General features: G+C 37.9%; 13 protein-coding genes and 1 pseudogene. 10 read left to right on the top strand and 4 right to left on the bottom strand.

Annotated features, from left to right (window positions below; translation table 11 throughout):
- Nucleotides 1-9: 9 nt before the first annotated feature.
- The 10 genes and pseudogenes from infB to B9T27_RS12595 all read left to right on the top strand — a co-directional run bounded on the left by infB (nt 10) and on the right by B9T27_RS12595 (nt 10138).
- Nucleotides 10-2709, top strand: a complete 2700-nt coding sequence (gene infB, locus B9T27_RS12635) for a translation initiation factor IF-2 (protein WP_086207172.1) — start codon at nt 10-12, stop codon at nt 2707-2709.
- Complete coding sequence (locus B9T27_RS12630) at nt 2709-3104, top strand: ribosome-binding factor A (RefSeq protein ID WP_086207171.1); 396 nt, start codon at nt 2709-2711, stop codon at nt 3102-3104. Before infB ends, B9T27_RS12630 begins: the two co-directional genes overlap by 1 nt.
- A gap of 168 nt (nt 3105-3272) precedes the next feature.
- Nucleotides 3273-3866 (top strand): LemA family protein, encoded by a 594-nt coding sequence (locus tag B9T27_RS12625; protein WP_086207170.1) that lies wholly within the window; start codon nt 3273-3275, stop codon nt 3864-3866.
- Nucleotides 3867-3902: 36 nt separating this feature from the next.
- On the top strand, nt 3903-5018 hold the full coding sequence (locus B9T27_RS12620) for a TPM domain-containing protein (RefSeq protein ID WP_086207169.1): 1116 nt from the start codon (nt 3903-3905) through the stop codon (nt 5016-5018).
- Nucleotides 5012-5572, top strand: coding sequence for a TPM domain-containing protein (locus tag B9T27_RS12615; RefSeq protein ID WP_086207168.1), 561 nt, complete (start codon nt 5012-5014; stop codon nt 5570-5572). The genes B9T27_RS12620 and B9T27_RS12615 overlap by 7 nt, the downstream gene beginning before the upstream one ends.
- A gap of 210 nt (nt 5573-5782) precedes the next feature.
- Complete coding sequence (locus B9T27_RS12610; RefSeq protein ID WP_086207167.1) at nt 5783-6244, top strand: pilin; 462 nt, start codon at nt 5783-5785, stop codon at nt 6242-6244.
- A 435-nt stretch (nt 6245-6679) separates the two neighbouring features.
- Nucleotides 6680-6784, top strand: a pseudogene (locus B9T27_RS15230) (IS5/IS1182 family transposase); the annotation flags it as partial.
- Between the two features lie 414 nt (nt 6785-7198).
- On the top strand, nt 7199-7624 hold the full coding sequence (locus tag B9T27_RS12605) for a pilin (RefSeq protein ID WP_213033019.1): 426 nt from the start codon (nt 7199-7201) through the stop codon (nt 7622-7624).
- A 52-nt stretch (nt 7625-7676) separates the two neighbouring features.
- On the top strand, nt 7677-8414 hold the full coding sequence (gene tfpZ / locus B9T27_RS12600; RefSeq protein WP_086207166.1) for a TfpX/TfpZ family type IV pilin accessory protein: 738 nt from the start codon (nt 7677-7679) through the stop codon (nt 8412-8414).
- 74 nt (nt 8415-8488) lie between these two features.
- Entirely contained in the window at nt 8489-10138 is a 1650-nt protein-coding gene (locus B9T27_RS12595; protein ID WP_086207165.1) for an O-antigen ligase family protein, read from the top strand.
- A gap of 58 nt (nt 10139-10196) precedes the next feature.
- On the opposite strand, the gene bfr is transcribed toward B9T27_RS12595, so the two are convergent.
- The 4 genes from bfr to B9T27_RS12575 form a co-directional block, all read right to left on the bottom strand.
- Entirely contained in the window at nt 10197-10661 is a 465-nt protein-coding gene (gene bfr, locus B9T27_RS12590) for a heteropolymeric bacterioferritin subunit Bfr (RefSeq protein WP_086207164.1), read from the bottom strand.
- A 248-nt stretch (nt 10662-10909) separates the two neighbouring features.
- The gene (locus B9T27_RS12585; protein ID WP_086207163.1) at nt 10910-11104 is read right to left on the bottom strand and encodes a bacterioferritin-associated ferredoxin; all 195 of its coding nucleotides are present in this window, start codon (nt 11102-11104) and stop codon (nt 10910-10912) included.
- Between the two features lie 177 nt (nt 11105-11281).
- Nucleotides 11282-11665: a RidA family protein gene (locus B9T27_RS12580; protein WP_086207162.1), complete on the bottom strand. Its 384-nt coding sequence runs from the start codon at nt 11663-11665 to the stop codon at nt 11282-11284.
- A gap of 73 nt (nt 11666-11738) precedes the next feature.
- A complete protein-coding gene (locus B9T27_RS12575; protein ID WP_086207161.1) occupies nt 11739-13844 on the bottom strand; it encodes a RelA/SpoT family protein in 2106 nt (701 codons plus the stop codon).
- Between the last annotated feature and the right edge of the window lie 81 nt (nt 13845-13925).

Genomic DNA, 13925 nt, shown 5'->3' with positions numbered 1-13925 from the left:
AGGTAATACATGACGGATAAGTCAATTCAAGAGTTAGCAGTCAGCGTAGGACTTCCGGTTGAAAAGCTTCTAGATCAAGTCCGTGAAGCTGGATTACCGCAAAAAATGGCTGATGATAAAATTACTCACGAACAGCAAGATGCTCTAGTCAACCATTTGAAGAAATCTCATGGTCAAGATACGAGCAATGCAGGAAAAATAACGTTGAAACGTAAAACAACAAGTACGGCTAAAGTAGCCAGTACTTCTGGTAAGGCAAAAACGATTAACGTTGAAGTTCGTAAAAAGCATACTTTTACGAAGCCAAATCCTGAACAAATCAAAGCTGAAGCTTTGGCTAAAGCCAATGCACAAGTAACGCAAAAAGCACCAGAGGCTGCTGTAGCAAAAGATGTTGCACCCGCTGGTGGTAAAGCAAGTGCAAATTTAGAAGCAATGCGCGCTGCGGCAAAACAACAAACTGCTGCTAAAGAAACGCCAAAAGCTGCTGTAGTTGTTAAACGTAAGTCAAACAACAAACTAGTGACTAAAGCAACTGTAAAAGTTATTGAAACACTTGAACAGAAAAAAGCGCGTGAGGCTCAAGCTGCTCAACTTAAAGCAGTTGAAGAATCAGCACGTCGTAAATCTGCTGAAGAAGCGCAGCAACGTACACTTGAACAAATGCGTCAAATGGCGTCTAAATATTCAGGTGATGAAGCAACAACCGCAACCATTCGTGTAGTTGATGATTCTCCACTTGCTGCGGGTCTTGTAGGTCAAGCCTATGAAGATTCGTTTGCAAAAGAAGATCGTGAAATCAAACGTGGTAGTAACACGACAAGCACGCGTGCGCCGAAAAAAGGTGGACGTCGTGGTCAAGAAGAGCAGAATTTCTCTTCTAATCATCATAAACGTGGTTTAAAAACCAGCCAAGCGAATAAGCATGGTTTTGAAAAACCAGTTAAAAAACAGGTTTATGATGTAGAAATTGGTGAAACCATTGTGGTTGCAGATCTTGCAGCGAAAATGGCGATTAAAGTTCGTGAAGTTATTAAATCACTCATGAAAATGGGCGAGCTTGTGACTCAGAACCAAGCAATTGAGCAAGATATTGCAGCACTTGTAGTTGAAGAAATGGGTCATAACCCAGTTCGTGTTTCTGATACTCAAGCAGAAGACAACTTACTTGAAGCAGCTGAAGAAGCACGTGGTGCACAAACTACGCGCCCTCCAGTAGTGACTATTATGGGTCACGTTGACCATGGTAAGACTTCGCTTCTTGATCGTATTCGTCGTGCGAAAGTAGCACAAGGCGAAGCGGGCGGTATTACGCAGCATATTGGTGCTTATCATGTAACCACTGATAAAGGAATTATTACATTCCTTGATACACCAGGGCATGCGGCATTTACAGCGATGCGTTCACGTGGTGCTAAAGCGACAGATATCGTGGTATTGGTTGTTGCTGGTGATGATGGTGTGATGCCACAAACTGCTGAAGCTATCGATCATGCACGTGCTGCAGGTACGCCAATCATTGTTGCAATTAACAAGATGGATAAAGAATCTTCTGATTCAGATCGCGTGTTGAATGAATTGACAGCTAAAGGCATTGTCCCTGAACAATGGGGTGGTGATGTACCAGTTGCAATGGTTTCAGCGCACACTGGTCAAGGTATCGATGAACTTCTTGATTTGATTTCAATTCAGGCAGAATTGCTTGAGCTGAAAGCATCTGAAGAAGGTGCTGCACAAGGTGTTGTTATTGAGGCACGTGTAGACAACAGCCGTGGTGCGGTTACCTCAATTCTTGTACAAAATGGTACCTTGAATGTTGGTGATTTAGTTCTTGCTGGTGCATCTTACGGTCGTGTTCGTGCGATGACAGATGAAAATGGCAAGCGTATTCAATCGGCAGGTCCTTCAATCCCAGTTGAGATTTTAGGTTTGCCTGAAGCGCCAATGGCGGGTGATGAAGTTCTTGTTGTAACCGATGAGAAAAAAGCACGCGAAGTTGCTGATGCGCGTATGGCACGTGAGCGTGAACAACGTCTTGAGCGTCAAAGTGCAATGCGTCTTGAAAACATTATGGCATCTATGGGCAAGAAAGATGTGCCTTATGTCAATGTTGTCCTTAAAACTGACGTACGTGGTACGCTAGAAGCGTTGACTGTTGCATTGAGCAGCTTGTCGACAGATGAAGTTCGTGTTCGTGTAATCGGTTCAGGTGTTGGTGCAATTACTGAATCTGATGTTACATTAGCTGAATCTTCTGAAGCTGTACTCTTCGGCTTTAACGTACGTGCGGATACAACTGCCCGTCAAAAAGCAGATGCAGATGGTATTGATATTCGTTATTACAGCATCATTTATGAATTGATTGATGATGTGAAAGCAGCAATGAGCGGTAAACTTGCACCTGAACATCGTGAAACGATTCTTGGTGTAGCGCAAGTACGTGAAGTATTCCATTCAAGTAAGTTTGGTGCGGCAGCAGGCTGTATGGTTCTTGAAGGCATGTTACACCGTAATAAACCAATCCGTGTCCTTCGTGATGACGTGGTTGTGTTCCAAGGTGAGCTTGAATCACTTCGTCGTTATAAAGAAGTGGTTGAAGAAGTTCGTGCTGGTATGGAATGTGGTCTTGCCGTGAAAGGTTATAAAGACATCAAACCACTCGATAAAATCGAAGTATATGATGTTCAATTGATTAAACGGAGTCTTTAATGGCGGGTAGTCAACGTCTTAAGCGTATGGCCGATACAGTGCAACGTGAGTTGTCAGAACTGATTCGTCAAGAGCTTAAAGATCCACGCTTAGGTGGTCTTGTGACCATCTCTGCGGTGAAAGTCAGCCCAGACTTAGGTTATGCAGAAGTTTATGTCACTGTAATGGGGCGTGAATTAGGCGATGATCAAAGTGAAGTTGCAAATCAAGAAACTTTGGCCGTATTAAATGGTGCCGCTGGGTTTTTGCGTCACGAATTAGGTCGTCGTATCAAGACACGTGTAACGCCACGCTTGCGTTTCCATTATGATAAAACCAATGCATATGGTAACTATATGTTCGGTCTTATTGCAGAAGCAGTCAAAGATTTACCTGAGCAAAAAGAAGACGAATAGTTATTTTTAGCATTCCATGAAAGCCACCTTCGGGTGGCTTTTTTGTGGATAACTTTTGAGTTATACACATCAGATAAAATGCATAAACAAAAGCAACACATCAGTTTAAAAAACTGTTTAGAATGATATTTTATATCAACAAATACCAATAAATATTTGAGGCTTAAAATGAGTAGTCGCATTAAAAAAGGCTTATTGGCTGTTATCTTGGCAAGTACATTGTTATTTACGGGATGTGGCTACAACACTTTGCAAGCCAAAGATGAAGCTGTCATAGGCTCTTGGTCTGAAGTGCAAAATCAATATCAACGTCGTGCTGACTTAGTGCCAAATTTAGTTAATGTAGTGAAAGGCTATGCAACGCATGAAGAAAAAGTACTGACTGAGGTGACACAAGCCCGTGCAAATGTTGCAGGTTTGAAAGTAGATAAAGATGTATTGGAAAATCCAGAATTATTTAAAAAATATCAAGAAGCACAATCCCAAATGACGGGTGCTCTATCGCGCTTATTGGCTGTCACCGAAAATTATCCAGATTTAAAAGCCAATGAGCAATTCCGTGAGTTACAAGTTCAGCTTGAAGGGACTGAAAATCGAATTGCGGTAGCGCGTAATCGTTATATTGCAACAGTGCAAGATTACAATACCTATGTTCGTCAGTTCCCACAAGCCATGACTGCAAAAGTGATTGGTATGAAACCTAAACCTAATTTTAGTGCTGAAACGGATGCACAAAAAGCCCCAACAGTAAGCTTTAACTAAATAGAGTTAGGTGTAAATATATAAACGGATGTTGATATGACTGAAGAAAGTAATAAATCTAAAATAAGCCCACTCAATATTATGATAATAATGGGATTGCTTACGCTGATGGTTGCTTTCCAGTCTATTGCTTGGGCAGAAGTTGCAACAGCAAGCAGTGATGCTGAAGATGCTGTTGTGCTGCCAAAGATTGTGAATAATCAGCAGCCGATAGCAATTAATCCTATAAATAGGATTGGTGAAAATCAGCTGAAGCAGAATGAAGCCAATCCGCAAAAAAGTCAAATTCAGGACAGTAATACGACTCAGGCTTCAGCAGCAGCTAATGACATGGCAGATGGGGAATCTATTCGCCAATTGCCCACATTAAATCAGCCAGTGATTGATCAAGCCAATGTGTTGTCTGTAGCACAGAAGCAAGATTTAGAACAAAGAATACGAGCTTTATATAATCAGGGCAAAGCACAAATTGGAATTGTGATCGTGCCAACTACAGGTCAAGAAAGTATTTTTGATTATGCTATGCGTATTGCACAGCAATGGCAGTTGGGTTCAGCAAAGCAAGATAATGGTTTACTTATTGCAGTTGCAGTGAATGATCATCGAATACATATTGCGACAGGCTATGGTTTAGAAGGTGTTATCCCCGATATTATTGCCAGCCGAATTATTCAGAATCAAATTACGCCTTTTTTTAAACAGGGTCAGTATGCTCAAGGTTTAGAGGCGGGTTTAACTGAAATTGAACGAATCCTAAATTTAGATCCTGAAATCGCGCAACAAGCGGCTGAAGATTTAAAGCAGCGTCAAGCACAAGCGTTACATGAGCAACAGGCTAAAGAGCAAATATTTACCACAGCAATGATTATATTGATTGTGGGTATTTTGGCTTCATTTATGGTCGGTAATCGTTTAAGTGCTTCTGTCGCAGGAGTCACAACTTTTGCTGCTGGTCTGATTTATGGCGCCGGAATTGTCATGAGTTTAGTTTTAGGCTTTGGTGTTTTTTTCTTACTCATTACCTCAGTAGCACAGCTTATTTTACAAATATTTTTAGCTGGTGGTGGGCGTGGTGGCGGAGGGCGCGGTGGCGGAGGTTATAGCGGTGGTGGTGGCGGATTTGGCGGAGGAGGCGCATCTGGCTCATGGTAACAATAACAGATACAACAGCAATTGTAACTGAACCGAAGTTGCAAGAAATAGTACAGCCTAGTTTAAAGCGCTGGTTGAAGCATTTTATATATTTACCTGCATCAAAGCGTTATTTTTCCCAGCAAGATCAAGCTGCAATTGCTGAAGCTGTGAAGCAGGCAGAATTGGGACATGTCGGTGAGATTCAAGTGGTGATTGAAGGGCATATTCCCAGTCATCAGGCCTATTATCAGAATACACGAAGTCGTGCACAGCAGTTATTTGCTGAGTTAGGTGTTTGGGATACTGAGCATAATAGTGGTATCTTGGTTTATCTAAATTTGTGTGAAAAAACGGTGGAAATTATTATCGATCGTGGAATTAGTTCCGCGACAACACAACTGGAATGGCAAAGAGTTTGTGATGTAATGATTGCGAGTTTAAAAAATAAAAACTATAGAATGGCAGTGATTGATGGAGTGTCGGATATTGGTCGAATATTAGATCAGTTTTATGAGCATCAAATTGTAGATAATTCGAATGAATTATCAAATACACCTAGAATTATGAACTAAATCAAACCTATGTGACGAGGAATGTCACTTTTTTACACAAACCTACTTTAAAAAAACATAAATTAAAAAAAACTCTTGTATTTAAAAACATAGAACATAGAATGATAATGTTTTGGTAGTTTTACGTTTTTTTCCAAAGAATAAAACAGATTAACTGCATAAAGAGGCTTGTAAAAGCAATAAAAATTTTAAACATTTGTGGAGAATGTTATGAACGCTCAAAAGGGTTTTACACTTATTGAATTAATGATCGTTGTTGCGATTATTGGTATTTTGGCTGCAATTGCGATTCCAGCATATCAGGATTATATTGCTAAATCACAAGCAAATGCTGGCTACTCTGAAATTAGCTCTGTTAAAACAGGTTATGAAAATGCAGTAAATGAAGGAAAACTTCCTACTAAATTAAGTGATGTTGGCTTTACTGCGGCTACATCTAATGTGTGTGATTATGGTATTACTGCTTTTACACAAACCAGTGGGGCAGTAGACAGTGCATTGACATGTACGCTTAAAGGTAATCCAAAAATTGCAACTAAAGTAATTGTATTAAATCGTTCTGAAGAAGGTGGCTGGACTTGTTTAACAGATATTCCTGCTACAGATGATAAATTTATTCCTAAAGGGTGCGCAACAGGCACAGCAGTGGCTGGTGCTATTAATACACTATAAAAATTTATTTTAATATAAAAACGCACTTAAATTAGGTGCGTTTTTTTAACTCAATTTTTTTAACAACAGTGAATTAATTTCTACAGCAAATTTTTATAATCTATTTTAACTGCTTTGGCCTAACTCTTTGCTTTCTAAGTCTGTTGGGCTTTATTGCACAAAGTCATTTGTAAGACATTGTTTTATATAATAATTAATTGTTATCTGAATAGGCTTACAGTAAAAATCTATCGCACAAACAATTGTCCTCTTACAATAGTACTTTGATCATTTGAGGAAATCTCTCGAGCTAGTTTGATTCCAATACACAATGGTATATCTAAGAAAAAGGCAAACATGATTGAAATCAAACTTATTCAGATGCAGCTATTTAATACTGTTTGATGATCAAGTTCTTATTTTGATTATCTTTGCTTATGGTCACAGGCTTTGTGTAATGCGAAGTCTTGGAAAGATACAAAGACTAGCTCGCTATAACGCAATGAGTTTTTTAGAAGAGTAAAATATTTAGGTAGGGCGTTGTGCAAAAAATGGTCGGGTTAACATCGGAAAAGTTTGGTAGAAACTAAGATGTACTGCATCAAATTATTAGGTGACTGTTATTTTTATTAAGTGGTTTGATATAAGAGATTATGCTTTGGGCAGGCTATTTTAATACTACTGAAGCTTTTAAAAAAATCTGTTTTATCTAGCACTATTTATATTTTAATTTATGAATTTTTAGAATTAGATAGGACTTTATTAAAAAATATGGTACCAATTTTTTATATTAAGAATGAAATTAATTTATACCTAGAAGTCAGATTTAAAAAAATATGATTGTTGATATGGTACTTAAATTATAAATATAGTCATATTATAACAAATATTTTAATATTAAATTTTTTTTAATGCAGAAAATTGAAAGTTACTTATACTTTAATAAATTTACTCAATTAAAGTGTGAGAATAACGTTGAATAATAAAAAAATAAAGGGATTTACACTTATAGAGTTAATGATTGTTATTGTTATCATTGGTGTGTTAGCAGGAATTGCATTAATACAATATCGAAATTTTATTATAAAATCCCAAATTACTAGTGCGGTCATTGAGTTGATGGGTTCAAGAACACAATATGAGCTTATTATGAATGATGGTGCAAATAATAATGATTTTACTAATGATAATATTGGCTTTTCAGTCTCAGAAATTTGTACCTATGTTGTGCATAAACCTATCGGAGAAATATCGCAGCCTGCGCTTGAATGCCAGTTAAAAAATGTAGCAAGTGCTATACAAGGAGAGTCCATTTATCTAAATAGAACTGCTGGGGGATCATGGAAATGCTCTACATCGGTCGGAATTGCTAATAAGTTTAAACCTGTAGACTGTATTTAATTTTTGAAACCTCGATTACACTACATAAAAATTTAAAATTGGTTACTTATTTATGTCAACGCGAATAAAATTCTTTTTGGGGCACTTGTTAGTATCAGTTATTCTTGCATTATTAGTTATAGCTATTGTATTTTTTGTCTGGTATCCATTTCCATTAGCTAAGGCAGTTGGTGTTACCCAAATTTTTCTGATGTTAATTGTGATTGATGTCATTATTGGTCCACTTTTAGGGTTGTTAGTTTATAAAGAGGGTAAAAAAACCTTAAAAATGGATTTGGTTATTATTATTCTAATCCAGCTTGCTGCTTTAAGTTATGGAGTATTTAGTATTGCTCAGGGTAGACCAGTATGGATTGTCTACACCAATATTGATCGTTTTGAGTTGGTTAGAAACATTGATGTTGAGAAAGACAATATCGCTATAGCATCACAAGAATATAAAAAAACAAATTGGTTACGACCACATATTGTTGCATTAAAAAAGGAAAAGACTATTGATGAGCAAAATAAAAGATTGTTTAATGATTTATCTAATGGAATATCAGCTGCAATGTACCCTGAAAGATATACTACATTCAGTGAATCTAAATTGGATTTACAGAGGTATACCAAAAATTTAAAAGAATTAAAAGAATATAATTCTGATCCTATCGTTAGTGAAATTTTAAAAGAATATCCTTCAGCAAACTCTTGGCTTCCACTAAAAGCTACTGCGGTAGATATGGTGGTTTTAATCAATAAAGAAAAAGCTGAAGTAGTCAAAATTGTTGATTTGCGACCATGGAATTAGATTAAAATCCTTGCCCCATATCGCTGTGTAAAACTGAGTGTATAATGTGCTCAGTTTTTTTTTAACTGAAATCCATGAAAGCTTACTTTCTCTATCTTTCAGCTATGCTCATTGCAATAGCTTGGCTGCTCCCCATTCACCAGACGCCTTGGACAACATTTGAAAGTGAAATACTCACTTTTCTTTCAGGCTTAGCATTATTGGGTTCTTTTTTACAACAAAAAATCAAAATCGCGAAGCCACAGATTATTGCTAGCATAATTTTGATTATTCCAATATTGCAGTGCTTCTTTGGACAAATTCTTTATTTGAGTAATGCTTTATTAAGCTTTGCTTATATATTTTCATTTTGGCTGATGATTGTGTTGGGTTATAACCTCTCCTTAGGTGGGAGTGCTCGAGAGAAGGTACTTAAAAACTGGAGTTGGTTAGTACTTATCGTAGGTTTGATTTCAAGTTTAATTGCAATTTTACAATGGTTGCAGCTCAGTCATTATTTTTTCCCATATATGAATCTCCTAAAAGGGAATCGTCCATTTGCGAATTTCGGACAACCGAATAATTTAGCCACTTTTCTAACTTTGGGCACATTGGCTTGCTTATATTTTTATGAAAAGCGCTTCGTTTCAAATGTGATACTTATTCCAAGCGCATTAATCTTGATATTTAGCATCGCTTTAACTCAATCCAGAACTTCATGGGTGGTTGGCTTATTTATTTTACTTTACTGGGGAGTAAAACAATATCAACAACCTAAACGTTTTGGCTGGATAAAGTTGCTGTTATGGATGGCCATTTTTATTGGCTTTATTAGTTTTTTACCGAGTCTAAATCATTTGCTGGAAGCACTTTCGAGTCAGCAAGTGGCAGAAACTGCTTCAGTGATTGAGCGAGCATCATCGGGCTATTTGCGGTTAGATATGTGGTCGCAAATGCTGGTTGCTATTTCGGAGCAACCTTGGCTAGGTTATGGGTGGAATCAAACAGGAATTGCACAAATCACAGCTTTTGATGCATATCCTTCACATGAGTGGATTAAAAGTGCACACAATATTATTTTAGATTTATTGATATGGAATGGGATTCCAATTGGCGTATTGATTCTGCTTTATCTCAGCTTTTGGTTATATTGGCTCAATAAAGGTGTTAAAGATCTAGAGTCAATGATTGCGATATTGATGGTGTGTGCCATTCTTATTCATGCACTGTTAGAATTTCCAATTCATTATGCTTACTTTCTTTTACCATTAGGTTTTTTATTAGGTGTGATTCAAGCACGCTATACGCGACTACCTTTAATTCAAATAAATGCGGTTGTTGTACGAGTACTCTTTCTACTTTCAGCGCTATTGATTGCCGTGGTATATCGAGATTACAACGTGTACAAGCAGCAAAGTTTAATTGTACTTAAAACGGCCCCTTTGAGCTTACAGCAGCAAGAAGTGATGCAACAAAAAATATGGCTACTGGATCAATTTTCAGATCGAGTTTGGTGGATTGAGTTAAATCCCCTCACAAAAATGTCTACATCACAATTACAGCATGTGGGGCGTATGGTTGCGAATACAGCATCAAAATATGATCTGTATAAATATGCGCAAGTGCTGGCATTTAATGGTCGAGTGGATGAAGCAAAGCATCAATTATGGATTTTAAAAACCCTACATGGTCAGGAACGTCCATTTGAAGATTTATTAAAAGTCGATGTATCTCAACAGCACTAACGGTTGATGATTTGTAATAAAAAATCCCCAATTGGGGATTTTTTATTATGGTAAAACCTTACATTTGACTTTGAATATAATTTTCAATACCCACTTGATCGACTAGGTCAATTTGAGTGGTGAGCCAATCCCAATACTCTTCTTCTTTTTCTAAAATTTCTTGGACTAGATCACGGGTTACATAATCTAAATTTTGTTCAGCAATAGTGACAGCTAATTGAATCGCTTCGATATTTTCTTTTACTTTGCGAACATCACAATGTAATACTTCTAGCGTGTGTTGACCAATGTAAAGTTTACCGAGATGTTGTAAATTTGGTAAGCCCTCTAGAAATAGAACGCGTTCAATGATTTTATCGGCATGTTTCATTTGGCGAATAGATTCTTTGTATTCTGCTGAACCTAATTGCTCAATTCCCCAATCATTAAACATACGTGAATGTAGGAAATATTGATTAATTGCCGTGAGGTGATGATAAAGCACCTGATTCAGTTGGTTGATGATGTCTCGATTGCCTTTCATGGTTCATACTCCATTCATTCACGCTGCCTTATTGAATAAGGCAATCTCTATTATTAAGCTACTTTGGATATCTTAATCAAGTTTACGCTTAGTTTCGAGTGATTTATGGAACGGCAAATGAAAATCGCAATCAAAAACAATTGTTGTGGAGCTTTAAACGAACAATAACTCTAATTGACTTGGAGCTGGGAATGGAAACAATGTCTATATTTTCGTTATTTTTATCCTACTGGTAGGAAGCCTTTTGTTCATGCTGCGATTGAGATACGTCCCGCAATTTCTGCCAGTTCTTGATTGATAATACTTTTCGCCTCTGGTGCGCAACGTCCACAACATGTGCCAAGATCCAGTAAATCACGGATTTCACGATAACTTTCCGCACCATCAGCTACGGCATCTTTGATATCTTGATCTGTAATACCACGACATAGACATACGTACATAAGTTCGAGCCAGCCAAAAGGTTAAATGGGATATCTAATATTAGTGATAATTGTTATCACTTGTCAATGAAATTCATTTGAATTGTTGGTGTGTGTTAATTGAACTTTCAAATAAAAAAATACCACCTGATCGGTAGTATTTAAAATTAAAGATTAAGTTGTTGATTCGTCATTTACTCATAGATTAATAATGGCAATGCCATCCATTTCAACCAATGCGTCTTTAGGTAAGCTTGATACACCTAATGCTGCACGAGCAGGGTAGGGTTGGGCAAAATACTCACCCATAATTTGATTGACCAATTGGAAGTGAGTAAGATCGGTGAGGAATATATTTAATTTTGCGATATCAGCTAAAGAGCCACCTGCAGCTTCACATACTGCTTTTAAATTATCAAAGGCACGACGAATTTGTGCTTCAATACCGTCAACCAACTGCATGCTGTAACAATCAAGTCCAATTTGTCCGGAAAGGTACAGTGTATTTCCAACTAAGATTGCTTGAGAATACGTGCCGATTGCAGCTGGGGCATTTTCAGTATGAATAACTTGGCGGGACATTGATTTCTCCTTTTTCATCTGATTTCATCATAATGGAAGCGGAGGCATCACGAAAGGCTTTCTTATGTCTAAATTAGCTGGCGTGCGGCACAGCTAAAATTGCAGCAGGCATGTTTAAGCGAGAAATTCGTGGAAAACCGAGCAGCATACGTAACTCGCGGATGATCTGTGCAACTTGTTTACGATTGTGTACCACAATATTGACATATGTTTTACCATCTTGAGATTGCACCATTTCAACCCCAGTTTTTGCTTTACGACATTGATAAATTAAATCAGAGATTTGTTCATCATTAAGTAACATGTCAATACAGAGATAAGCTGTAAAGCTGACATCGTCGACTGCTTCAGTGCTCCATTGTAAAGGCATAATGTTTTCTGGGTGTAAATGTTGCTCATGTAATAAATTATGACAACGTGCACGATGTACGATTAAGCCGCGACGAGATAAATGTCCTTGAATAGGATCACCCAAAACGGGGTTGCAGCAATGCGCATATTTAACATCAACGCCCTCTGTACCTTGAATCAGACGATCTGACAGTGGTGAATTGTCATTATGGTCTTGTGCAAATAAATGATTGGCTACAAGTTGTGGGAGTAAATCACCTACAGCAATTTGCTCAAATAAAGTTTCTTTGTTTTGTATATGACGCCATTGAAGTAGATCCATCCAATCTTCTTCAGATAAATCATCTACTGAGCGATTAAATAATTTCAATGCACGATTTAAAGCTTGTTGGCCAACTAGACGCTGTTCTTCAACATCCTGATCTTTGAGTATGTTTTGTAGTGCACGGCGTGCTTTTTGTGTATTGATAAAGCTGAGCCAATCTGGGTTTGGAGTAGCAAGAACATCCGTAATAATTTCAATAACTTGCCCGCTGACTAACGGTGTGGAAAGAGATTTTAGTTCCCCATTTATTTTTGCACCAACGGCATGATTGCCTAAAAATAGGCTGGCTGAATACGCAAAATCGACCACAGTAGCACCCTGTGGTAACTCGTGCAGTTGCCCATGTGGGGTGTAAACCCAAATTTTTTCTTGATGTAGATAATCCAATAGATCGCTAAATGTGGTTTTAGCACAAGCGCCATCAACTAGCACATTCAGATTTTGCATCGAGGCTTGAATCGCTGAGCGGCAGGCTTGCGGTGCGTTCTCACCCAGAACCACACCAAACCGTGCGGCTTTACGCATCAGTTCAGTTTGAATGGTGAGAGAGAGTGTAGTTTTTTCGCCTTTGAGTTTTAGCATCAATGATTGATTGCCACCAGGCAAAGGCTTACGAATATGATCGGCATAGTGTAAGACTTGAAAATTTTCTTTTAATGCTTCGACCAAGCGATCACAATCGGCAATGCTTTGTAGGATAATTTCAAAGGCGTGACTGTGAGTTAGTTCATGCAGATTAATATCGTTTTTAACAAAATGGCGTAACAATTCAATATTATTATTTTTCTTTTTAATTCGGCCTTGAATTTGATAAGAATTTAACAGGTCAGAAAGATTTTGTTCCCAAATAGATTGATATTTACAGCGTTCAGGTTTGGTTTGTGCTAAGGATTCTTGGATATTGTTATACATATCTAAATCAAGATTTTGATAACACAAATGTTCCAAATTATCGGCCATCTCATTCATACCGACTAGGCGTGCCATGGGTACGAAGATATCAAATGTTTCTTGTGCAATCCGCGCACGTTTGTCGGGGCGCAAAGCACCCAATGTTGTCATGTTGTGGTAACGATCGGCGAGTTTAATAATGATCACGCGAGGATCTTGTAAAGTGGCTTGGAGAATTTTTCTGAAGGAGGCTGCTTTATTGTATTCTTTATCGCTGGAATGGCTGAGTTTGGTGACGCCATCAACCAGTTCCGCTACAGTTCGGCTAAATTGTTGGCTAATATCATCTTTGGTAAAGTCTGTATCTTCAATGACGTCATGCAGTAAGGCGGCCATCAGCGTTTCGGCATCGAGTCGCATATGTGCCAAAATACAGCTGACTGCAATTGGATGTAAAATATAAGGTTCGCCACTTTTGCGGGTAATGCCAGAATGTGCAATATCAGCATAATCACAGGCTGCAAGAACTCGCTCGACATCACTTGCGGACAAGTATGCATCGATAATCATCTTGAGTTGTTGTCTGGCCTTGCTGACTTCTTCGCCTGGCATATAACACCTATATTCAATCTAGAATTTGATAATTTTTTACAATCTCTGAATGAAAGTAAAATTGCACAATGAGGCAATCTT

It is taken from the genome of Acinetobacter sp. ANC 4648 (assembly GCF_002135345.1).
Taxonomy (GTDB): domain Bacteria; phylum Pseudomonadota; class Gammaproteobacteria; order Pseudomonadales; family Moraxellaceae; genus Acinetobacter.
Note: the sequence above shows the minus strand (reverse complement) of the source record. Positions and strands in the feature narration are given on the sequence as shown.

Coding starts and splice junctions, on each gene's coding strand:
- infB (WP_086207172.1), top strand. CDS start 10: ATGACGGATAAGTCAATTCAAGAGTTAGCAGTCAGCGTAGGACTTCCG.
- B9T27_RS12575 (WP_086207161.1), bottom strand. CDS start 13,844: ATGCCAGGCGAAGAAGTCAGCAAGGCCAGACAACAACTCAAGATGATT.
- B9T27_RS12595 (WP_086207165.1), top strand. CDS start 8,489: ATGAAAGCTTACTTTCTCTATCTTTCAGCTATGCTCATTGCAATAGCT.
- B9T27_RS12630 (WP_086207171.1), top strand. CDS start 2,709: ATGGCGGGTAGTCAACGTCTTAAGCGTATGGCCGATACAGTGCAACGT.
- B9T27_RS12585 (WP_086207163.1), bottom strand. CDS start 11,104: ATGTACGTATGTCTATGTCGTGGTATTACAGATCAAGATATCAAAGAT.
- B9T27_RS12580 (WP_086207162.1), bottom strand. CDS start 11,665: ATGTCCCGCCAAGTTATTCATACTGAAAATGCCCCAGCTGCAATCGGC.
- bfr (WP_086207164.1), bottom strand. CDS start 10,661: ATGAAAGGCAATCGAGACATCATCAACCAACTGAATCAGGTGCTTTAT.
- B9T27_RS12615 (WP_086207168.1), top strand. CDS start 5,012: ATGGTAACAATAACAGATACAACAGCAATTGTAACTGAACCGAAGTTG.
- tfpZ (WP_086207166.1), top strand. CDS start 7,677: ATGTCAACGCGAATAAAATTCTTTTTGGGGCACTTGTTAGTATCAGTT.
- B9T27_RS12625 (WP_086207170.1), top strand. CDS start 3,273: ATGAGTAGTCGCATTAAAAAAGGCTTATTGGCTGTTATCTTGGCAAGT.
- B9T27_RS12620 (WP_086207169.1), top strand. CDS start 3,903: ATGACTGAAGAAAGTAATAAATCTAAAATAAGCCCACTCAATATTATG.
- B9T27_RS12610 (WP_086207167.1), top strand. CDS start 5,783: ATGAACGCTCAAAAGGGTTTTACACTTATTGAATTAATGATCGTTGTT.